This window comes from Rhizobium sp. EC-SD404, from assembly GCF_902498825.1.
Taxonomy (GTDB): domain Bacteria; phylum Pseudomonadota; class Alphaproteobacteria; order Rhizobiales; family Rhizobiaceae; genus Georhizobium.
Map to the genome: position 1 here is coordinate 3,342,021 of NZ_LR701459.1, position 21,480 is coordinate 3,363,500.

The window sequence follows — 21,480 nt, forward strand, 5'->3', positions numbered from 1 at the left end:
CCACATTTTCCGCTATCCTCCGCCTGAACTCTGGAGCGACCGCGGATGGCAATTTCTACCTTGGCCGAGACGGCGGCGGCATTGGCGGCCAAGCTTTCGCGCAAGCGGGTCACGGCCAGGCTCGTCATCGCGCTGGAACGCCTATGGATCGCTGTCCTTCCTCTCGCGGGGATCGCGGCGATCTATGTCGCGCTGTCGTGGTTCGGCTATTTCCGCGCCGTGCCCGACCCGGTCCGGATCGCGACGCTCGTCGTCCTCGGGCTGGCCACACTCGCGTCGATCTATCTCTTTGCCCGTTTCCGGCTTCCGACGACGAGCGAGGCCGACGACCGGCTTGAGGAACGCAATGCGATCGCGCATCAGGCGGTCCGCGTTCAAAGCGACACGCTTGAGCGCGACAACCCGCTCGCCCGCGCGCTTTGGGAAGAGCACCAGCGGCGCATGAGCGCCAAGCTCGACAAGCTTGCCGTCGGCCTGCCCAATCCCGATACGCCGCGCCGCGATCCCTATGGAATGCGGGCGCTGGTCGTGCTTCTGCTGTTCACGGCGTTCGCCTTTTCATCGTCCAATCGTGCCGGCACGCTGTCGGATGCCTTCGTCTCGCATGCGGTCAGCAATGCGCCTCCGACGCGCATCGACGCCTGGATCACGCCGCCCGCCTATACGGGCCGGGCACCGATATTCCTCAGCACGGCGCAGCTGGGCGAAGGCGCGGTGATCACGCTGCCGGAGCGCAGTGAGGTCGTTGTCCGGATCAGCGGCGGTGCCGGCGGTGAGATCGTCAGCTTCGCGGCGGAACAGGCCGACAGCGCGGTGATGTTGGCGCCGACCGAGCCAGAGGCCGCGCCCTCGCCAACATCGCAACGACCTGAATCCGCTGCGACGGCCGACGCGCGCGGATACCGGATGGAGGCGATGCGCAGCGGAACGCTGGCCGTTTCTGGCGCGCGAGACGGCGACCGTGCATGGCGGCTTGCCGTCGAGTCGGACCAGGCACCGGAAATCACCTTCGCCGAAGACCCTCGCCGCGCCGTCAATGGCGCACTCGAAGTCGCCTTCACCGCTTCCGACGACTACGGCATCGACCGCGCTTTCGCCGAGATCGCTCCCGTCGATGCCGCTGAAGGCGCCCGCCCGCTTTACGAGGCTCCGGAATACCGTCTGAACCTTTCTCGCCGTCAGGGGCTGGAGCAGCAGGGGCGCGCAAGCCACGACCTCACGCAACATCCGTGGTCGGGCACGCTCGTCGACGTGACGCTGGTCGCCGTCGATGCCAGCGGCCAGGAAGGCCGTTCCGGAGCCCATCGCATGCGTTTGCCGGAGCGCAGCTTCTCCGAGCCTCTCGCCCGCGCGCTGGTGGAGCAGCGCCAGATCCTCGCGCTCGACGCGAATGCTGTCGACGAGGTGCTGACACTGAATGATGCGCTTACGATCGCGCCGGAAGAGACGATCCCGAACCTCTCCCATTTCCTGCTTCTGCAGTCGGCGCGGTCGCGCATCGAGCAGGCTTACAATGACGACATGCTGCGCGATGCTGCCGATTATCTCTGGGAAGTGGCGCTCGGCATCGAGGATGGCGATCTGTCGCTTGCCGAACGGCGCCTCAGGGACGCTCAACGCGAAGTTGCCGAGGCACTGGAAAACGGCGCGACGGACGAGGAAATCCAGGCGCTGATGGAAGAGCTGCGCGAGGCGATGCAGGAATATTTGCAGGCGCTTGCACAGGAACTCCAGAATTCCGACCAGGCAATGCAGCTTCCCGACAACGCGATGGACAACTTGCTCCGCCAGGAAGATCTGAACGCCATGCTCGACCAGATCGAGAATCTCGCCCGCCAGGGTGCCACGGAGGAAGCGCAGCAGATGCTGTCCGAACTCCAGCGCATGATGAACAATCTTCAGGCCGGCCGCCAGCCGCAGCAGCAGCAGGGCGACAGCGAGATGCGCCAGCAGATGGACGAGCTCGGCGAACTGATGCGCGAGCAGCAGGAGTTGATGAACGAGACCTTCCGGCTCGACCAGGAACTGGCCGAGCGGATGCAGCAAAGCCTCGATCCCTTCAATCCGGGCCAGCAGGATCAGCAGGGCGGCCAACAGCCGCCGGAAGGCCAAGAGGGCCAGCAGAGCGAGAACGGCCTTTCCGAGATGACGCCTGAGCAGTTGCAGGAGGCTCTGCGCGAATTGCGCGCGCAGCAGGAGGCGCTGCAGGAACAGCTGGGCGCGTTGCAAGAGAGCCTGGAAGGCATGGGCATGGAGCCGAGCGAAGGGTTCGGCCAGGCCGGTGAGGCCATGGGCGATGCCTCACGCTCGCTCGGCGATGGACGCGGGGAGCAGGCGGTCGGGGAGCAGGGCCGAGCCCTCGAAGCGCTGCGCCAGGGCGCCCAGGACATGATGAACCAGATGATGCAGCAGATGGGCCAGGGTGAGGGCCAAGGCGAAGGCCAGGGCCAGAACCAGATGCGCCGGTCCGACACCGACCCCCTCGGGCGCCCGCGCTCCACCGAAGGACCGGATTTCGGCGACACGGTGCGGGTGCCGGACGAAATCGACATCCAGCGTGCCCGGGAAATCCTGGAAGCGATCCGCAACAGGCTCGGAAATGCACTGAGCCCGCAGCTGGAGCGGCAATATCTGGAACGACTGCTCGAGATGCGCTGAGGCGCGCGCGCCTCTCGCTATGGATCTCAGGCTGCGAGCGCGCGGGTGACGGCGGCGCGGATTTCCGGCAGGCTGAAGGGCTTGGAGACGACATCCACGATGATGGCGGCGAGATTGTCCGCACGTTCGCGTTGCTCGGCATAGCCGGTCATCAGCAGGATCTTCATGGTCGGGTGCATGGCGGATGCCTGGTGTGCGAGCTCGATGCCATCCATGGCCGGCATGCGGATGTCGGACAGAAGCAGATCGTAGCGCTCTCCGGCGCCCAGCCTGTCGATACCCTCGGCGCCGTCGCCGACTTCCTCGACCTGGTGGCCGTCGAGCTTCAGTGCCCTCGCCACGAACGAGCGGAGCGCCGTCTCGTCTTCCGCGATCAGAATTTTCGCCATTGCCGTCTCCGCTTTCGTCAGCGCACCGCAATCGGTTGCTGCGGGTTTCTCTGCCCAGCCCTCACGCCAACAAACCATTGATTGGTTTGCTTTGCGTAAAGAGCCGACGTTCGCGGGCAGGTCGAGGGGAGAAATGGAGCGACGAAATCAGCTCGGCTCGATCAGAGCCTTGATGCGCTCCGTCAGCTGCTCGAGCGCGAAGGGCTTGGTCATCACATGCATTCCATGGTCCAGATGGCCATGGCCAACGACCGCGTTTTCGGCGTAACCGGTAATGAACAGCACCTTCAGATCAGGGCGTGTCTGGCGCCCGGCATCGGCCATCTGACGGCCGTTCATGCCCCCGGGAAGGCCGACATCCGTAATGAGAAGATCCAGCCTCGCATCGGATTGCAGTATCTTGAGGCCCGAGGGCCCATCGCCCGCCTCGATTGCCGTGAAGCCCAATTCCTCAAGCACCTCGACCACCAGCAGCCTGATCAAGGGCTCGTCGTCGACGACGAGAACCGTCTGTCCTGCCGCCTCGGGCGCGGGCGCGATCGGCTCGGCCTGGATGACCTGATCGATCACGTCGCCCAGATGGCGCGGCAGATAGAGACACACCATCGTGCCGTGACCAACCTCAGAATATATCCGCGTCTGCCCGCCGGACTGGCGCGTGAAGCCGTAGATCATCGACAGGCCGAGCCCGGTGCCCTGGCCGATAGGCTTGGTGGTGAAGAACGGATCGAATGCCTTGGCGACGACCTCCGGCGGCATGCCGGCGCCATTGTCCGACACACACATGGAAATGTACTGGCCCGGGGGAATTTCGCGTTCCCGGGCGGCGCGCTCGTCCATCCAGCGGTTGGCGGTCTCGATCGTCAGCTTGCCGCCATCCGGCATCGCGTCGCGTGCATTGATGCAGAGATTGAGAAGCGCGTTCTCGAGCTGGTTCGGGTCGACGAGCGTCGCCCAGAGACCTGCCGCTGCCACCACCTCTACCGCGATCTGCGGCCCCATGGTGCGGCGGACCATGTCATCCATGCCGGCGACCAGTCGATTGACGTCGGTCGGCTTGGGATCGAGCGTCTGGCGGCGGGAAAATGCCAGCAGGCGATGGGTCAGTGCGGTCGCGCGCTTTGCTGCCCCCTGCGCAGCGCTGAGATAACGGCCGGCCTCGTCGACGCGCCCTTGTGCGATCCGCCGCTCGGCCAGCTCCAGGCTGCCCGTGATGCCGGCGAGAAGATTGTTGAAGTCGTGGGCGATGCCGCCCGTCAGCTGCCCGACAGCCTCCATCTTCTGGGACTGGCGCAGCGCCTCTTCCGCCGCCATCAGTTCGCCGGTGCGCTCCTGGACCTGGTGCTCCAGCGTCGCGTTCAGATCGGCAAGCTCGGCGGCTTGGCGGCGGCTGTTCTCGATATCTGTGTTGGTTCCGATCCAGTTGACGATCGTGCCGTCGTCGCCCCGAACGGGCTCGGCGCGGACCAGGAACCAGCGATAGGCTCCGTCATGGCGGCGAATGCGGAACTCCGTCTCGTAGACTGATCCCGACGTCAAAGCGTGTCCCCAGGCGGCAGCTGCCTTCTCGATGTCTTCGGGATGGACGATCTTCGTCCACTCCACTCCTTCCAGCTCGCTGGTCGAGGCTCCCGCATATTCGGAAACGCGGTTGTTGAACCAGTAGAGCAAACCGTCCGTCTTTGCGGCCCAGACGTGATTGGGAACTGTCTGCGCGAAGACGCGAAATTGCTCTTCACTGTCGCGGAGTGCCTTTTCCGCCTGCTTGCGGGCGGTGACGTCCTGAAACAGCACCGCGACCTGGCGGCGGCTTGGCGGCTCGACCCGAACGGCGGCGAGCTCCAGATGGCGACCGGTCGCAATCAGTTCCTGCTCGAAGCGGATCTGCTGGCCGGTGCGAAGCACCTCACCGTAGCGCGCCACCCAGTCGTCGGCCTCGGCGGGCACCATCTCCCGCAACTTCTGGCCAACGACGTTCGGAATGCCGGCGTGGCGGGCATAGGCTTCATTGGCTTCGATGTGGATATAATCGCTGGCCGGGCCATGCGGACCATCCAGAAACTCGATGATGCAGAAGCCCTGGTCGATCGCGTCGAACAGCATCCGATAGCGTTCTTCGCTTTCACGGAGAAGTTCGGTGCCGATCGTCCGGTCGGTGACATCGGCGCCCTCGACGAAGATACCGGTGATCTGGCCGTCCCTGCCGCGCAGTGGCTGATAGACGAAATCGACGTAGCACTCGTTGATCGGCCCACCGGGCACAGGCTGGACCGCGTATTTGAAGCCGTCGGCCCGAAACGGCTTGCCGCTTTGGTAGACGTCGTCCAGCAGCTTGAGAAAGCCTTGCTCCACGGCATCCGGCAGCGCTTCGGCAACCGTCTTGCCGAGCACTTCGCGGTCGCCGACGATCTTCATATAGCTGGGGTTGGCGAGTTCGAATCGGTGCTCCGGCCCGCTCAGAAGCGCCATGAAGGTCGGCGCCTGCTCGAACATCGCAGCCAGCTGATCGCGCTCGAGCACGACGTTTTGAAAGGAAGCCTGATCGGAATTCTCGTTGCTACCCAAGAGGTCGTCCCAGCCACGGTGTTGCACGCTCGACCGCCTGCCTGTCACCACCATTCCATGGTGACAGGCTTTTTGGCATATCATCCGTCAGGTTTTACACCGAGACGTTGAAAACGCGATAGGATTTCCGCCTAAAGCAACCGAATTGCTGTGACGCTCAAGCGTCGCCCTGCACCACGCCCACGAAAGGCAGTTCGCGGAAGGCGTAAGCGACATCCATGCCATAGCCGACGACGAAGTAGTCGGGGCATTCGAATCCGACATGGTCGGCCTCGAGCTGGCCCTCGCGCTTGGAGCGCTTGTCGAGCAGAACGGCGATCGAGACGTTCGAGGCACCGCGCTCATACATCAGATCACGGGCAAAGCGCAGCGTGCGGCCCGATTCCAGAATATCGTCGATGAGAAGCACATCCCTGTCTTTGACGAGACTGTCGATGTCCTTGATGATCTTCACGCCCTGGCTCGTCGTGCCCTTGCCGTAGCTGGAGAGCGTGATGAATTCCACTTCGGGTGCCAGGCCGACATCGTGCATGGCGCGGATCAGATCGGCTGCGAAGATGAACGAGCCCTTCAGGATAGCGACCACCAGGAGATCGCGCCGCGGGGTAGCCGCGATTTCGGCCGCGATCGTGTGATTGCGTTCCGCGATCGCTTCGGCGGAAAACAAGGGTTCGATGGTCTTTCCGCGCACGACTGGCATATCTCGATCTTTCCTGCGGCAGTGGCTTTCAAACCGCCGCTTTAGCGCAGTTGCGCGCCGAGCGAAACGATCGGCTCGGCGCTGCACCTTGAAGAACGAGGCTTGTTTGCGGCGTGATGCGGAAATGCATCGCCGCGGTCGATGGTCAGCGCTTCAGCAACTGGAAGGAAGGGGGGACATCGACGAGATCGGCGCGCGGGATACGCGCCTCGAAGCGGACCGAGCCACCGGCGGCCAGCCGTTCCGTGCCGGCAATCAGATCGGCAAGCGCGAAGGTGTCGCCGACATTCACGTGGACCTGCGGCAGGCTGATGGCGCGGTCCCCGCCGTTTTCGACGCGGCCGGTGATGAAGAGGACATCGCCGAGCCGCGTGGCCACGATATGGGAATTGACGTCGGTCACCTGGATCTGCGGGCCGTAGCCGGTGAGCTTCGCCAGCGCATGGCCGCCAGATATCCAGAAGGTTGCAGCAGACAGCAGAACCAGCGCGGTCCAAAAGGCGGCATCGCCGCGTCCGCGGCGCCTCGGGGCAGCCGACAGTTCGATCTCCGGAGACATGGCGGCAGCGCGGGCAACTTCCCGGAAGCGCACACCCGTCTCGGCGACCGAATCAATGTCGATGAATTCCGCGTCGACCACGCGCGGATCGCCGATCAGGGCACCGCGAGGCGCCTGCCGGGTAAAATTCTGAGGCGGAATCACATCGATCGACATCGAAGATGTTGCCTTGCTCTTAGCCGTTTGCCGTCCAAACATCGGACACTCCCTAAGGACCGGACATGGTCGCCCTGCCGCGATGTCCGGGCATCAGTGCCCAGGGCGCGGCTATCGGGGAAAACAGTTGGCAAATCGTGAAGCAGACTGGTTAACTTTTGCCTAACATCCGTGCCGACGTCATGCGAATTGCAGCGAAGCGCATATCGCGATAACCCTCCGCACACGCAATCATCACCTGAACCGGCGTGATTGAGGATAGCAGGCATTGATTCGCTTTGAAAATGTCGGACTACGCTACGGCATGGGTCCGGAAATCCTGCGCGACCTTACCTTCGATATTCCGAAGCGGTCGTTCCAGTTCCTGACGGGGCCTTCGGGCGCCGGCAAGACGACGTTGCTGCGCCTGTTGTTCATGTCGCTGCAGCCCACGCGCGGGCTGATCAATGTCTTCAATCGGGACATCGCAACCATTCCCCGGGACGAGTTGCCCCTCTTGCGTCGGCGAATCGGGATCGTCTTCCAGGACTTCCGCCTGCTCGATCATTTGACGACGTTCGAGAACGTTGCCCTGCCGCTCAGGGTGCGCGGCAAGGAGGAATCGAGCTACCGGCGCGATGTGTTGGAGCTTTTGAACTGGGTCGGGCTCGGCGACCGAATCAATGTCCTGCCGTCCGTTCTGTCGGGCGGCGAGAAGCAGCGCGTCGCCATCGCGCGCGCGATCATCGACCAGCCGCAGCTTCTGCTGGCCGACGAGCCGACCGGCAACGTCGACCCGCCGATGGCCCTGCGGCTTCTGCGCCTCTTCATGGAACTGAACCGGCTCGGTACGGCCGTCGTCATCGCAACCCACGACCTTTCGCTGATGGAGCAGGTCGACGCGCGTCGCATGATTCTGTCGGAAGGGCGGCTCGACATCTATGACTGAGCGCACGCGCAAACCAGCGCCGGCTCGGCTATCCAAGCCGGACACGGAGCAGGAAAAGCAGCAGCCGAAGCCGCAGCTTCAGGTGCGCCCGATGGCGCCCATCGTGCCGCCGGCCAATGTTTCCGCCAGTGCCCTCTCCGTCGTGATCGCGATCATGGCGTTCCTCGCATGCCTGACGCTCGGAGCCGTTTCCATGGTCTCCGATACCGCTTCGAGCTGGCAAAGCCAGATTTCGCGTGAGATCACCATCCAGATCAAGCCGGAAGACGGCCTCGACATGCAGACGGCGCTCGAACGCGCGCGCGATACGGCGCTATCGATCGCGGGCGCGAGCACAGCGTCGATCGTCGGCGACACGGAAACGGCTCGTCTGCTGGAGCCTTGGCTTGGCGAAAATGCGGATCTCGACGAGTTGCCGGTGCCGCGCCTCGTGATCGTGACCATCGACGAAAACAATCCGCCCGATTTCGCAGCCATGCGCGCGCGCCTTGCCGAAACGGTGCCGGAAGCCTTCCTCGACGATCACCGCACCTGGGTCGACCGGCTCGTTGCCATGGCACGGACGACCGTCATCATCGGCCTCTTCGTGCTGAGTCTCGTCTTCACCGCAACCGTACTGACCGTGATCTTCGCCACGCGCGGCGCGCTCACGGGAAACAGGCATATCGTCGAAGTGCTGCATTTCGTCGGAGCGGAAGCGCCTTTTGTCGCCCGACAATTCCAGAATCATTTCCTCCTTATCGGCATCAAGGGGGCCGTGGCCGGCGGTATCGCAGCAGCGCTGACCTTTGCAGCGGCCAATATCTGGACCGGCTTCGCCGCCGCCACGCCGGAGAGCGATCAGGCCACGGCGCTGTTCGGGGCTTTCCGAATCGGATTTCGCGGCTATTTCGGCATTCTGGCCATCATTGCGGTTATTGGGCTTCTGACAGCGCTCACGACGCGCCTGACGGTCATCCGAACGATCCGTGAAATCGATGTGGTGCGCTCCGATCCATCGCGCATGGAATAGAAGCATGCGCGCTTTCCGGCACGATCGGAGTCAAACTTCGCTTTCGCGTCTAGCCCTCGCCCCAATCTGCGGATAATTCTGTAATCATGGTGGAAGTGTCGACGAATGGGACGACGCCTCCCGCACACGATACGGCGCCACCAAGGGACCACCCTCAGGAGACACCGGTTCGCGCAAGGGGCAGGGCGGACAAATGGGCACGGCGATTCGTATCGCTGATCCTGTTCGTGTTTGCGGCCGTTTCCGTGCTGTCGATCGGCGGTTTCCTGCAATTTGCCGACCAGGTCGCGGCGCTCCAACCTCCCGAGCAGATCGAAACAACCGACGCGATCGTGGTGCTGACGGGTGGCTCCCAGCGAATCGATCATGGTGTCTCGCTCTTCAATGAAGGCGTCGGCAAACGCATGCTGATCTCGGGCGTCAATCCCCGCACCAGCGGCGCGACGCTGAAGAGCATGACGGCAGGATCCGACGAGCTTTTCGATTGCTGCGTCGATATCGGCTACGACGCCATCGACACGATAGGCAACGCCAACGAAACCGCTCGCTGGATTGCCGCCCACGGCTTTTCGCGCGTGCTCATCGTCACCAGCAACTACCATGTGCCTCGCAGCCTTCTCGAACTGCGCCGCGCCGACCCCGTGACCGCATTCGACGTCTATCCAGTGACCCTGGCCGATCTGCGCGGCGAAGACTGGCTCCTCAAGCCCGAAGTGATGCGCGTGATGATCGGCGAGTACGCCAAATACGCGTGGGCCTGGGTACGCGCAACGGCCGGCACCAAGACCGCTACCGGCCTGCGCACCGACCAAGCCGGCGCCGACCTGTCGGAGGAAGACGGCATCGTCAGCGCCGGAGCGGCCGCTCACTGATATCGCGCATCTTTTGTAGGCGCAGGCGACCTCATGGTGTAGATGGCCATGAACCTCGTCGCCTGTCCTCGTGAGAAAGACCCTCGCCCGGCATGATTGTCCTGCGCTCCGTTCTCTTCAACACCGCTTTCTATCTGAATCTCATCCTGCGCATGATCGTGCTGTCGCCCTACTACTTTCTGGCGTCACACGAGAACGCCTGGTCGGTGCCGAAGAATTGGGTGAGGGCCAACCACTGGCTCCTGGAGAAGATCGTCGGCACACGCTTTACGATCGAGGGTCTCGAAAACATTCCCGACGGCGGCTACATCTTGGCGCCGAAGCACCAATCGTTCTGGGACGCCTATGCGTTGCTGCCATGGGTGCGCGACGCCGTCTACATTCTGAAGCGCGAGCTGATGTGGATCCCGCTGTTCGGCTGGTATGTCGGCAAGATGCGGATGATCCCCGTCAATCGTGGCGCACGCGGCAAGGTCATGGCCGCAGTGCTTGATCGCACTCGCGAGGAAATGGCCAAGGGCCGCCAACTCATTATCTACCCGGAAGGCACGCGCCGGCCGCCTGGTGCCGAGCCGGATTACAAATACGGGATCGCCCGCCTTTATGGCAGCATCAACGTACCTGTCGTTCCCGTCGTCATGCATCCAGGGCTCTTCTGGCCGCGCCGCAAGTTCCTGCGCTTTCCCGGCCATTTCAAGGTGCGCATCCTGCCACCGATCCCGCCGGGGCTCGATCCGGACGTGTTCCTGCAAAAGCTGATCGACGTGATGGAAACGGAAAGCGACCGGCTGCTCGTCGAAACGATCGAGGCAAATCCGCATCTGCCGCTGCCGCCTACCGCGGCCAAGCGCTATCTCGAGCTGACGTCCGGAGCGCGTGCGCCGTCGTCGCTGCCACCCGTGCCACCGTCCGGGCCGGCGACCTGACGGGCAACCTGCTCAAGCCAGTGATCGGAAATCTGCATCTGCCGCAGGTGGTTCACGGTGTTGATCACGTAATCCTCGTTCGGCCCCGACTGGCCGACGGCGCCCCGGACGATCGACGCCGCCTCGCCGGACGAGAGATCGCCCGCATACTGAACATGTGCACGGTCGACGACATAGGCGACCGCATGGACGCGCCGGCCGGAGCGCAGCGCGATCGGCACGCGACGCTCCTTGTAGACATGGGTCACGAGTTCGCGCGAGCGCAGATAGTCGAGCACCTGATCGGCCTTCTCGCCGGCCACGGAAAAGGCGATCCCGCGGCAGGATCCGCCGCGATCGAGACCGAGGACGAGCCCCGGCCGCTCGGGCGTTCCACGATGCACGTGGGATTTCACGCAGAGTGCGCGGTGATAGCCGAAGAGACGCGCATGGCTTGCGTCGATAAAGTCGAAGCCCGGTCGCCACATCAGCGAGCCGTAGCCAAACACCCAAAATTCGTCCATATCGCCGCCGAAGGCTTCCTTTTGAAATCACGCGAGAATTGGAGATAGGTGTGGAGAGGTCAAGCGCCAAGCGCGGGATGCGTCCATCCACGAAGATCGTTCTGCTCGCGGTTTTCGCAGTCGTCGGAATGGGCGTCTATTCGGCCGGCTGGTACTATCTCGCGGGCCAGCTTGCCGGGCGCGTTGAAGGCTTGATCGCAAGCCTCTCGGAGGACGGCGTCTCGCTCAGCTGCGACAATCTCGACGTGCGCGGCTACCCGTTCCGTCTCGGCGTCTTCTGCGATGGCATCACCGCTTCGGATACGACCAGCGGCGATATGAACGTCACGACGGCCGCATTCCGCTCCGCCGCCCAGATCTACCGGCCGAATCACGTGGTGTCGGAACTCGAAGCGCCGGTGCGCGCCGTTCTCGCCAATGGGGAAAGCCTCGCGCTCGACTGGCAGGCGCTGCAATCGAGCACCGTTTTCGGCACGTCTGGCCTGTCGCGCGCATCGCTGCAGGGAAACGCCCTCGTGGCGCAGGTCGAGGGTGGCGCGATCGATGCCACCGCCGACACGCTGCAGCTTCACACGCGGCGTAACGGTGAGGATCTCGAACTCGCATTCATGCTGGAAGGCGCGCGTCTCGGCGGGCTTGTCGCGCCCACAAACTTGCCGTCCTTCGATTTCGTGGCCGAGGCGATCTTCAGCGATGGTGCGGGATTCCTGGCCGGCCGGCGTCTGGCCGCGGAAGAATTGCGTGGCACGTCCGGTGTTCTCAGCAACGCGACGGCAGCCATCGACGGTGGCGGGCGCGCGGTGCTCAACGGCCCCTTCGAGATCGCCGAGGACGGCCTGATCAGCGGTGCGTTCGATCTCAGGATTGAGCGGCTGTCGGATTGGCAGGCGCTGATCGCCGCGCAGATGCCGGGTGCCGAAGGCACGATCGAAACAGCAACCGGCTTTTTGCGTGCCTTCGGAGGCGGCGGCGACACGGTCAGCGTGACGCTTCAGGTGAGCGACGGGCGGGTGGCCCTCGGCATCATTCCGATCGGCCGCATCCCGCCCATCTGACCCTTTCGAAATTCCGCTGTTTTTGGAAACGCTATTCGCCCGGCAGACGCGTCGCCTGGCGGCCGAAATCCACGGCATCCACGTCCTGGCCCGCCTCAACGATCGATCGGCGCACGGCACGCGTGCGGCTGAAGAGATCGAACAGCTTGTCGCCATCGCCCCACCGGATCGCCCGCTGCAGTGACGCGAGATCTTCCGAAAAGCGCGACAGCATTTCCAGGATCGCATCGCGATTGTGCAGGCAGACATCGCGCCACATGGTCGGGTCGGATGCGGCAAGACGCGTGAAATCGCGGAAACCGGACGCCGAGTATTTGATGACTTCCGACTTCGTCACGGCTTCCAGATCATCGGCCGTGCCGACGATGTTGTAGGCGATGATGTGCGGCAGGTGCGACACGATGGCGAGCACCATGTCGTGATGGGCCGGGTCCATGGCTTCGACGGTCGACCCGCAGGCCTGCCAGAAACGCGTCAGTCGCGCCAGCGCGTCCCCATCGGTGTCTTCGAGCGGCGTCAGGATACACCAGCGGCCTTCGAACAGCTCCGGAAAGCCGGCCGAAGGACCGGAACGCTCGGTGCCTGCAATCGGGTGGCCGGGGATGAAGTGGACGCCGGCTGGCATATGCGGACGCATCTGCTCGATGACCGATGCCTTGGTCGAGCCGACATCCGTGACGATTGCGCCGGGCTTCAGGTGGGCGGCAATGTCTTGAGCCACCGCGGCGGACGAACCGACCGGAACCGAAACGATCACGAGATCGGCGTCGGCGACCGCTTCGGCATTCGATGTCGTGTAGCTGTCGCCGAGACCGAGGTCTCGTGCTTCCTGCAGGGTCTCCGGCGAGCGCGTCGCAACCACGATGTGGCCGGCGAGGCCGTTGCGGCGGATGATGCGTGCCAGCGATGAGCCGATCAGGCCGATGCCGATCAGCGCGATTTTTTCGAACTTTGTCTCTTCCATTGTCTCATTCAATTCCGCGTCGTCGCGGCGTGACGCTTGCGCGCGCCGGGCGAGACGCTATCTCAGAAATTCTTTCAGGGCGTTGAGCACGCCTTCGTTGGCTTCGGCGCTTCCGATGGTCATACGCAGCGCATCTGGGAGGCCGTAGCCCGCGACGCGCCTGAGAATATAACCACGCGCCGTCAGATAGGCGTCTGCCGCTTCCGCCGTGTGCGCGCCGTCCTTCGGGAAATGGATGAGCACGAAATTGCCGACCGAAGGCGTGACCTCGAGGCCGAGTTCGGTCAGCGCATCGCTCACGCGACGCAGCCACTCGTCATTGTGGGCGATGGCCCGATCGACCAAGGCGCGGTCGCGGATCGCCGCCGCACCGGCGGCGATCGCCGCGGCATTGACGTTGAACGGGCCACGCACGCGGTTGACCGCGTCGACGATGGGGGCCGGCGCATACATCCAGCCGATGCGGAGCGCGGCCAGACCATAAATTTTCGAGAAGGTGCGCGTCATCACGACATTGCGGTTCGCCGAAACGAGCTCGATGCCGGACTCGTAGTCGTTGCGGCGCACATATTCCGCGTAGGCGGCGTCCAGAACCAGAACGACGTGCGGTGGCAGCCCGGCATGCAGGCGGCGCACCTCGTCGGCCGGCATGTATGTGCCGGTCGGATTGTTGGGGTTGGCCAGGAACACGATCTTGGTGCGTTCGGTCACGCGTTCGAGGATCGCATCGACATCGGCCTTGAGGCCCGTTTCCGGTGCGATCACGGGCGTCGCGCCCGCCGCCATGATCTGGATCTTGTAGACCAGGAAGCCGTGCTCGGTGAAAATGCCTTCGTCGCCGGCACCGAGATAGGTTTGGCAGAGAAGGCAGAGCAGTTCGTCCGAGCCGTTGCTGCAGAGGATGTTGGCCGAGTTCAGGCCGTGAACTTCTGCAATGGCATCGCGCAGCTTCGTCGCCGAGCCGTCCGGATAGATTTCCAAATGCTGCAGCACGTTTTCCAACGCCTCGCGCACCTTCGGGCTCGGTCCGAGCGGCGTCTCGTTGGACGACAGCTTGTAGACCTTCGCCACGCCCGGCGCGCTCTCCTTGCCCGGCACATAGGCAGCGATGTCCATCACACCGGGATTCGGGTTCGGGGCATCCTTGGCAAATTGCATGGTCATGGGTCTGGCGCTCAGGTCTTCGAGGGCGATGGAAACCCGGCTGCCATAGCTTCCCGCCACGCAAAAGTCGAGAGCGCCAAGAGCCGCGGGGATTGACACCCGGCCGTTCGCAACCCTACCTCACCTCGCCGCGCGACGTGGCGGCATGAGAGATCTGGGACGAATGACCGTGGCCACCGAACCGCTCGAAAGTCTGACGACCAATGCCGGCTCGGAAGCCGTCAATCCGTCCAGCGACGTGCTGCGGTTCGGCGCCGACAAGCCGCTCCAGCTGGATGCCGGAACGCTGCTTTCTCCCTTCCAGATCGCCTATCGTACCTACGGCACGCTGAACGCCGACAAGTCGAATGCCATCCTGATCTGCCACGCCCTGACGGGCGACCAGCATTGTGCCAGCACCAATCCGGTGACCGGTAAGCCCGGCTGGTGGGAAAATCTGATCGGCCCCGGCAAGCCGGTCGATACCGACCGCTTCTTCGTCATCTGCTCGAATGTCATCGGCGGGTGCATGGGCTCGACGGGCCCCGCATCGCCCAATCCAGAGACGGGACAACCTTTCGCGCTCGATCTTCCGGTGATCACCATCCGCGACATGGTGCGAGCGCAGGCGATGCTCGTCGATCATTTCGGCATCGACCAGCTGTTCTCCGTGATCGGCGGCTCGATGGGCGGCATGCAGGTGCTGCAATGGGCATCGAGCTATCCGGAGCGCGTCTTCACGGCGATCGCGCTTGCGACCGGCGCGCGGCATACGTCGCAGAACATCGCTTTTCACGAGGTCGGCCGCCAGGCGGTGATCGCCGATCCGGAATGGCAGCACGGGCGCTATCTGGAAAAAGGCACGCGCCCGTCGAAGGGCCTCGCCGTCGCGCGCATGGCGGCCCATGTCACCTATCTGTCCGAGGCTGCTTTGCACCGCAAGTTCGGCCGAAACCTGCAGGATCGCGAAGTGCCGAGCTTCGGCTTCGATGCGGATTTTCAGATCGAAAGCTATCTGCGCCATCAGGGGCTGACCTTCGTCGACCGCTTCGACGCCAATTCCTATCTCTACATGACGCGTGCGATGGACTATTTCGACCTCGCCGCCGACCATGAGGGCCAGCTCGCCGAAGCCTTCCGCGGAACGCGCACGCGCTTCTGCCTCGTTTCCTTCACGAGCGACTGGCTGTTCCCCACCTTCGAGAACCGGGCGATCGTGCATGCGCTCAACGCCACGGGCGCTTCCGTGTCTTTCGTGGAGGTGGAAAGCGACAAGGGCCACGACGCCTTCCTTCTCGACGAACCGGTCATGACGGCGACGATCAACGGCTTCATCATGTCCGCCGCAAAATCGCGGGGACTTGCCCAATGACGGTCAATTCCACGAACCGGATCGATTTCGAGGTCATCGCCAGCCTGGTCGCCGACGGCGCGCGCGTCCTCGACATCGGCTCTGGCGACGGAACCCTGCTGGAAATCCTGCAGGAGCGCCGCAACATCGACGGGCGCGGCATCGAGCTCTCGCAACGAGGCGTCAACGAATGCGTCGCGCGCGGACTCTCCGTCATCCAGGGCGATGCGGACCACGATCTCATCCACTACCCGGACCAGAGCTTCGACTACGTAATCCTGTCGCAGACCATCCAGGCGACGCACAATCCGAAGATCGTGCTCGACGAACTGCTGCGCATAGGCCGCCACGCAATCGTGTCTTTCCCGAACTTCGGCTATTGGCGCGTGCGCGCCTCGCTGATGTTTCAGGGCCGCATGCCCGTGACGCGTGACCTGCCCTATTCCTGGTACGACACGCCCAACATCCATTTCTGTACGATGCGCGACTTCGTTTCGCTGACGAAGGAAGTCGGCGCGACGATCGATCGCGCCGAAGCCCTGAACGGCGCTGGCCAGAAACTCGCCGTCAGCATGCCGTGGTCGCTCTGGAACCTCTTCGGCCAGCAGGCGGTGTTTCTGCTACGGCGGTGACCCGGCCGGCGCGCACGCCTTGTGGCGCGAGCACTGGGACGAAAACGCGGCGCGAGGCGCGGGTGGCGACCGGCAGGCCCTGGTAGAGCCGCTTCTGGGCTTCCACGACGATGACACCGGAAAAGACCGGCCAGGCCTTTCGACCGATCCGCTCCATCAGATTGCGCAGCCTTAGGATCGAGCGTCGCTTGGAAGGCGGAAAGAACAGCGCCTCGCCGGATGCGCCCGGCGTGAAGTTCGTTTCGCGCAGAAGCCGCGTCAGCTGTCCGCGCGAATAGGGTCTGCCCGCACCGAAAGGCGTGTTGTCGAAGCGGGCCCAGATGCCTCGACGATTGGGCACGACGATGATCAACCGGCCGGCGGGCGCCAGCACGCGCCACATTTCCTTCAGCGTTTCCCGGGGGTTTTCGGCGAATTCGAGCGAGTGGACCATGAGGATGCGATCGAGCGCGGCATCCGGCAGCGGCAGTTCCTCGTCGAACACGAGCGCGGCCGCGGACGGTTCTCCTGCCGGCCAGCTCACTGCGCCCTGCCCCGCCGTCATGAACGCGAAGCTGCGTTCGGTGTCGGTGCGGAACCGGTCGAGATAGGGCAGCGCATAGCCCAGCCCCATCAGGCGCTCATTGGCGATCGGTTGCCAGATGGCGGACAGCGCCATGCCGATTGCCTGCTCGGCCGCCAACCCCAGGCGAGCGTGATAGAACTGGCGCAGATCCACGATATCGACGTTCATAGATCGAGCCTATCGCATCGGTGTTTCATGGGAAATGGCGGGGTGTCAGCGGCCCCCAATGATCTTCGTCAATCTGTAAGGCGGCGCCTGCCTTCAACTGGCCTCGCCTTCACCATGGTCCCGGCCACATTTCGGCCGAATGAGCGCTCATCAAGGTCAGGAAGGGAACACCGACGAATCAACAGAGGCCAAGGAGCCCGCACTCATGATCAAGCCGATTCTCATCGTGAAACACGGCGAAGAAGACATCGCGGCTGCGTTCTATGTCCGCGCCTTCGGTGCTTCCATCATTCATGTTCACCGGCTGCGCAGCGGCACGCCCTTTTCCTTCGAGCTGCGCATCGGCGAGCAGATGTTCGGTGTTTCCGGCGCCAATCCGCGTCGCGATGCCGATGAAATTCCGAGCGGCCCAAAGTCGCCTGATTTCGTTGGCACCTCCACGTGCCTTATGACGCTTGCCGTCGACAATGTGCACTCGGTGACCGAAAAGGCCGAGGTCGCCGGCGCAACCGTTCGCCTGCGCCCGACGATGTCCAGCCATGGCGGGATCGCGAGTTCGATCATCGATCCGTTCGGCCATCTCTGGAACATCTACCAGGCACTTGAGATGAAGCCGAGCAAGACCGCGATCGCCGCCTGATCGAACGACGTCCGAGTCTTCAGCGCTTGCTGACCGTTTGTCCCTCTTGAACCCGCAGGCCCGATGGTCACATTGGGTCTCACGGCAAGCAAAGCGAGGACACACGGCCCATGGCACATTTGATCATCGACCAGTTCATGAGCCGCGACGACAATTTCGCGGTTCTCGTCCACGATCCCGAAAGCGGCGAGACGGCCTCGATCGATGCGCCGGAAGAAGAGCCGATCCGCATCAAGCTGAACGAGCATGGCTGGGCGCTGACGCATATTCTGACGACGCATCGTCATGCCGATCATGTCGAGGGCAACATCAATCTGAAACAGCGTTTCGGGCCGACGATCATCGGCCCCGAAGCCGAAGCGGATCGCATTCCGGGCATCGACCAGAGCGTGAAGGATGGCGACCGGATCACCTTCGCGGGCCGGCCCGTCAACGTCATCGCGACGCCCGGCCATACGATGGGCCATGTCTGCTATCACTTCCCCGAGGATCGACTGCTCTTTGCCGCCGATACGCTTTTCGTGCTCGGATGCGGACGGCTTTTCGAGGGGAGCCCTGCGGATATGTGGGCGTCGCTGCAGAAGCTCATGGCGCTGCCCGACGACACCGCCGTCTATTGCGGCCATGAATACACGCTTTCCAACGCGCGTTTCGCCGTTACCGTCGACCCCGACAATGCAGAACTGGCCGAGCGCCTGAAGGAGATCGAGGCGCTTCGAGCGGACGGCAAGCCGACCGCACCGACCACCATCGGCCGTGAAAAGGCGACGAACCCGTTCCTGCGCCCGCACGATCCTGCAATTCGCCGCACGCTCGGTATGGACAATGCCAGCGATACGGAGGTCTTCGCCGAAATTCGGCAGCGGAAAGACCGCTTCTGATGTTCGGGCAAGGCTTCGATCCGGCCGAGACGCCCTACCCCGCGACCGCGCGCCAGATCATCGAGGCGTTGTCGCTGAAGCGCCATCCCGAAGGCGGCTGGTATTCGGAGACGTTTCGCGATGGCGCGTCCGGCGAACGGGGCCACTCGACCGCGATCTACTATCTCCTGGAAACCGGCGATTGTTCCGAATGGCACCGGGTCAAGGATGCAGCCGAGGTCTGGCACTTCTATGCCGGTGCGCCGCTTTCCATCACGCTGTCGCCCAACGGCCACGACGCGGAAAGCCATCGGCTCGGTCCCGATATCCTGATGGGCCAGCGTCCGCAGATCATTGTGCCGGCAGGCTGGTGGCAGACCGCCTGCTCGCTCGGCGAATACACGCTGGTCGGCTGCACGGTGGCACCGGGCTTCGTGTTCGATCAGTTCGAGATGGCGGAGCCGGACTGGCGGCCGACGCCCCGTCCATCCTCAGGCGGTTGAGGCAGGGCGCCTGCGTGTAATCAGGTCCTTTGCCGCGAGGGCCGCACCGCCCGTGATGAGCAGGCAGGCGATCCCGATGCGCCAAGTCAATTCGCCGTAGCCCGCCGCGATCAGGATCAGCGTCGACAGGAGCGGCGCGGCATAGCTTGAGGCACCGAGCACCTGGATGTCGCCGTGCTTCACGCCGTAATCCCAGACATAGAACGCGCCGCCCACCGGCATCAGGCCGAGCCCCACGACGGCCAGCCATTGCAGCGTCGTTTGCGGCCAGACCGTCTCCTCAAGGCCGAGATGGCAGACCACCGAGAGTGCCGCGGTCGCAAGGCAGAAGCCAGTCACCACATCCGTCGGCACGACGCCGAAGCGGCGCGACAGCAGCGAATAGGCCGACCAGGTGAAGGCGCACAGAAACGCCATGGCGTAGCCGAAAAGATAACCTCCTTCGAAAGCGATGCCCTGCCTGGAGATGATCAGCACTGTGCCGGCAAGACCGGCCGCACAGCCCGCTAGGTGATGCCAGCCGAGGCGCTCGCCGGGCAGCATTGCCGAGCCGACGACGATGAGAAGCGGCCAGAGATAGGCGATCAGGCCGGCCTCGACCGCCGGGGCGTTTCTCAAAGCCGTGAAATAGAGAAAGTGATAGCCGAAAAGGCCCCCGATACCGAGCGCCCAGACCGGCCATGGCTGCCTGAAGGCCTTCCAACGCCTCGGATCGCGGAGAAGGAAAACGATGCCGATCAAACCACCAATCGTGAAACAGATGGCAGAAAGCTGAAAAGGCGGCACTTCGCCCGATGCGGCGGTGAAGAGTGCGAGCAGCGACCACATGAGGATCGCAGAGAACCCGATCGCCGTCGCCCGTGCCTTCACCTGTCTGCCCCCTGAGCCCGACATTTGTGGGCCGACGGCTCAAGCGTTATCGGGGGAAGGCGCGACGGGTCAAGAACCGAAATGGGTCGCCGTAATCGTCACCGGCCCGAGCTTCGTTGGCACGCGCGCATAGACAGGCGCGTAGATACCAGCCTCTTGGTTATGGGCGAACCAGACTTCGACATTCATCTCGCGCATGTACTGGATGGAGCTGTTCTTGGCGTGGTAGCCGGATTTCGGCTCGGCGCGGGCCGAACAGACCGTCGCCTCGACCTCGAAGGGTACGCCATCATAGCTTTCGGCCCGGAAAAGCTGCGTGCCAGCGTCGTAGAGATGGATGTCGTAGCGCGTTTCGCCATCGAAGATCGGCAATGTGCGATCGCAGACATTGCTTCCTTCCGGGATCATGACGCCTGCGATCGGATCGAGTACGGCCCGCATGTCGCTTTCCGGCACGGGTACCCAGTCCTCGCGCGTGCGCTTCTTCTCCGGCGTCAGGATCGCCGAGGTGACCGAACCGTTGTCGAAATCGACCTCCATGCGCTGTTCGTCGTCACCGGAAGAATACGCAACGACATAGCGCTCGGCCTGCATGCGATCGTCCGCCTTGACGCCGGAAACCGTCGTTGAGCCTGTGGTGCGGCCGACGATGTTGGCGACGCCCGCCGACTGCATCTCGCCGGCGACGGTGAACCGATCGCCATCGAAGACGGTGGTGAAGGTGGCGCGCGCGACCGGCAGGCCGATATAGGCCACGCGATAGTCGGCGCGGTGGGTGGACGGGTCGGCTGCGGCGACGTTGGCGCCAAGCAGGATTGTCACAACGGCGCATGGTGCGATGACGACATGACGGCTTTTCAAGGCTTTTGCTCCTTGTGCTCAAGTCTTTCTCGGTCCATTCATAGCGTTCGAATAGCGATCATTTTGTGGGCGTGGCCGGGCAAGTCTGGGGCGGGTCTCCGGAAAGCGTGCGATGTGCCACTCAAATTGGCCGTTTCGCTTGACGGCAGCGCGCTCGCTGACTATAGAACCGCGACTTTTCCGATAACGGGCGGCGACGTGCGGCGGGTATGCAATCCGGCAACGCATCCGCTTTGAAGGCCCGACGACGAACTCAGACCGATTAAGAATGAAGGTGCACCCATGTCCCGCAGTTGCGAATTGACCGGCAAGGCCGTCCAGTCGGGCAACAATGTGAGCCACGCGAACAACAAGACGCGCCGCCGCTTTCTGCCCAATCTCTGCAGCGTCACGCTGATCTCCGACGCGCTCGGCCAGAGCTACCGTCTGCGCGTTTCCGCGCATGCGCTGCGTTCGGTCGAGCATCGCGGCGGCCTCGACGCGTTCCTGCTGAAGGCGAAGGAAGGCGAGCTTTCCATGCGCGCCCGCCTGCTGAAGCGCCAGATCGCCAAGAAGAACGTCGGCGAGACTGCGGCGGCAGCCTAAGCTTTCAAGCATAGA

Annotated in this window: 22 protein-coding genes; 12 read left to right on the plus strand and 10 right to left on the minus strand. The window is 63.5% G+C overall.

The genetic code is table 11. The features are described from left to right. Positions 1-45 precede the first annotated feature (45 nt). Positions 46-2,658 carry a TIGR02302 family protein gene (locus tag GC125_RS16930; RefSeq protein WP_151986718.1) on the plus strand — a complete coding sequence of 871 codons (2,613 nt, stop codon included), beginning with the start codon at positions 46-48 and terminating at the stop codon, positions 2,656-2,658. Positions 2,659-2,684: 26 nt separating this feature from the next. On the opposite strand, the gene GC125_RS16935 is transcribed toward GC125_RS16930, so the two are convergent. From GC125_RS16935 to GC125_RS16950, 4 genes are all read right to left on the minus strand, one after another. Continuing rightward, the gene (locus GC125_RS16935; protein ID WP_151986719.1) at positions 2,685-3,047 is read right to left on the minus strand and encodes a response regulator; all 363 of its coding nucleotides are present in this window, start codon (positions 3,045-3,047) and stop codon (positions 2,685-2,687) included. Between the two features lie 147 nt (positions 3,048-3,194). Then, complete coding sequence (locus tag GC125_RS16940) at positions 3,195-5,540, minus strand: hybrid sensor histidine kinase/response regulator (RefSeq protein ID WP_199864726.1); 2,346 nt, start codon at positions 5,538-5,540, stop codon at positions 3,195-3,197. Between the two features lie 229 nt (positions 5,541-5,769). Then, positions 5,770-6,312, minus strand: a complete 543-nt coding sequence (gene hpt / locus GC125_RS16945) for a hypoxanthine phosphoribosyltransferase (protein ID WP_151986721.1) — start codon at positions 6,310-6,312, stop codon at positions 5,770-5,772. A 145-nt stretch (positions 6,313-6,457) separates the two neighbouring features. Further along, a complete protein-coding gene (locus GC125_RS16950) occupies positions 6,458-7,027 on the minus strand; it encodes an FxLYD domain-containing protein (protein WP_151986722.1) in 570 nt (189 codons plus the stop codon). A 268-nt stretch (positions 7,028-7,295) separates the two neighbouring features. Between GC125_RS16950 and ftsE the strand changes: the two genes are divergently transcribed. The 4 genes from ftsE (at position 7,296) to GC125_RS16970 (ending at position 10,765) form a co-directional block, all read left to right on the plus strand. Then, positions 7,296-7,955 (plus strand): cell division ATP-binding protein FtsE, encoded by a 660-nt coding sequence (gene ftsE / locus GC125_RS16955; protein WP_151986723.1) that lies wholly within the window; start codon positions 7,296-7,298, stop codon positions 7,953-7,955. Continuing rightward, a complete protein-coding gene (locus tag GC125_RS16960; protein WP_151986724.1) occupies positions 7,948-8,967 on the plus strand; it encodes a cell division protein FtsX in 1,020 nt (339 codons plus the stop codon). The genes ftsE and GC125_RS16960 overlap by 8 nt, the downstream gene beginning before the upstream one ends. Positions 8,968-9,053: 86 nt before the next feature. Then, on the plus strand, positions 9,054-9,839 hold the full coding sequence (locus tag GC125_RS16965) for a YdcF family protein (RefSeq protein WP_151986725.1): 786 nt from the start codon (positions 9,054-9,056) through the stop codon (positions 9,837-9,839). Between the two features lie 92 nt (positions 9,840-9,931). Continuing rightward, the gene (locus tag GC125_RS16970; protein WP_151986726.1) at positions 9,932-10,765 is read left to right on the plus strand and encodes a lysophospholipid acyltransferase family protein; all 834 of its coding nucleotides are present in this window, start codon (positions 9,932-9,934) and stop codon (positions 10,763-10,765) included. Here GC125_RS16970 and GC125_RS16975 read toward each other — a convergent pair. Further along, positions 10,690-11,268 (minus strand): gamma-glutamylcyclotransferase, encoded by a 579-nt coding sequence (locus tag GC125_RS16975; protein WP_151986727.1) that lies wholly within the window; start codon positions 11,266-11,268, stop codon positions 10,690-10,692. The genes GC125_RS16970 and GC125_RS16975 overlap by 76 nt on opposite strands. A 50-nt stretch (positions 11,269-11,318) precedes the next feature. Between GC125_RS16975 and GC125_RS16980 the strand changes: the two genes are divergently transcribed. Further along, a complete protein-coding gene (locus tag GC125_RS16980; RefSeq protein ID WP_199864623.1) occupies positions 11,319-12,323 on the plus strand; it encodes a DUF2125 domain-containing protein in 1,005 nt (334 codons plus the stop codon). A gap of 31 nt (positions 12,324-12,354) precedes the next feature. Here the strand turns inward: GC125_RS16980 and GC125_RS16985 are convergent, their stop codons facing one another. Then, a complete protein-coding gene (locus GC125_RS16985; RefSeq protein WP_502706069.1) occupies positions 12,355-13,299 on the minus strand; it encodes a prephenate/arogenate dehydrogenase family protein in 945 nt (314 codons plus the stop codon). A 45-nt stretch (positions 13,300-13,344) separates the two neighbouring features. Further along, the gene (hisC, locus tag GC125_RS16990; protein ID WP_199864727.1) at positions 13,345-14,445 is read right to left on the minus strand and encodes a histidinol-phosphate transaminase; all 1,101 of its coding nucleotides are present in this window, start codon (positions 14,443-14,445) and stop codon (positions 13,345-13,347) included. 169 nt (positions 14,446-14,614) lie between these two features. Between hisC and metX the strand changes: the two genes are divergently transcribed. Beyond that, positions 14,615-15,802, plus strand: a complete 1,188-nt coding sequence (gene metX / locus GC125_RS16995; RefSeq protein WP_151986731.1) for a homoserine O-acetyltransferase MetX — start codon at positions 14,615-14,617, stop codon at positions 15,800-15,802. Continuing rightward, on the plus strand, positions 15,799-16,413 hold the full coding sequence (gene metW, locus GC125_RS17000) for a methionine biosynthesis protein MetW (protein ID WP_151986732.1): 615 nt from the start codon (positions 15,799-15,801) through the stop codon (positions 16,411-16,413). The genes metX and metW overlap by 4 nt, the downstream gene beginning before the upstream one ends. On the opposite strand, the gene GC125_RS17005 is transcribed toward metW, so the two are convergent. After that, positions 16,349-17,146 carry a class I SAM-dependent methyltransferase gene (locus tag GC125_RS17005; protein ID WP_151986733.1) on the minus strand — a complete coding sequence of 266 codons (798 nt, stop codon included), beginning with the start codon at positions 17,144-17,146 and terminating at the stop codon, positions 16,349-16,351. The two genes, metW and GC125_RS17005, sit on opposite strands and share 65 nt — an antisense overlap. Before the next feature lie 205 nt (positions 17,147-17,351). Between GC125_RS17005 and GC125_RS17010 the strand changes: the two genes are divergently transcribed. From GC125_RS17010 to GC125_RS17020, 3 genes are all read left to right on the plus strand, one after another. Then, positions 17,352-17,786, plus strand: coding sequence for a VOC family protein (locus GC125_RS17010; protein WP_151986734.1), 435 nt, complete (start codon positions 17,352-17,354; stop codon positions 17,784-17,786). Positions 17,787-17,896: 110 nt separating this feature from the next. After that, positions 17,897-18,667, plus strand: coding sequence for a hydroxyacylglutathione hydrolase (gloB, locus tag GC125_RS17015; RefSeq protein WP_151986735.1), 771 nt, complete (start codon positions 17,897-17,899; stop codon positions 18,665-18,667). Next, positions 18,667-19,149 carry a cupin domain-containing protein gene (locus tag GC125_RS17020; RefSeq protein ID WP_151986736.1) on the plus strand — a complete coding sequence of 161 codons (483 nt, stop codon included), beginning with the start codon at positions 18,667-18,669 and terminating at the stop codon, positions 19,147-19,149. The genes gloB and GC125_RS17020 overlap by 1 nt, the downstream gene beginning before the upstream one ends. On the opposite strand, the gene yddG is transcribed toward GC125_RS17020, so the two are convergent. Together yddG and GC125_RS17030 are read right to left on the minus strand one after the other, a co-directional pair. Continuing rightward, complete coding sequence (yddG, locus tag GC125_RS17025) at positions 19,138-20,019, minus strand: aromatic amino acid exporter YddG (protein WP_151986737.1); 882 nt, start codon at positions 20,017-20,019, stop codon at positions 19,138-19,140. The genes GC125_RS17020 and yddG overlap by 12 nt on opposite strands. A gap of 69 nt (positions 20,020-20,088) precedes the next feature. Further along, a complete protein-coding gene (locus GC125_RS17030; RefSeq protein WP_151986738.1) occupies positions 20,089-20,880 on the minus strand; it encodes a DUF3108 domain-containing protein in 792 nt (263 codons plus the stop codon). A 282-nt stretch (positions 20,881-21,162) separates the two neighbouring features. Here GC125_RS17030 and rpmB point away from each other — a divergent pair, with 282 nt between their 5' ends. After that, positions 21,163-21,465 (plus strand): 50S ribosomal protein L28, encoded by a 303-nt coding sequence (rpmB, locus tag GC125_RS17035; RefSeq protein WP_151986739.1) that lies wholly within the window; start codon positions 21,163-21,165, stop codon positions 21,463-21,465. The last annotated feature ends 15 nt before the right edge of the window (positions 21,466-21,480 follow it).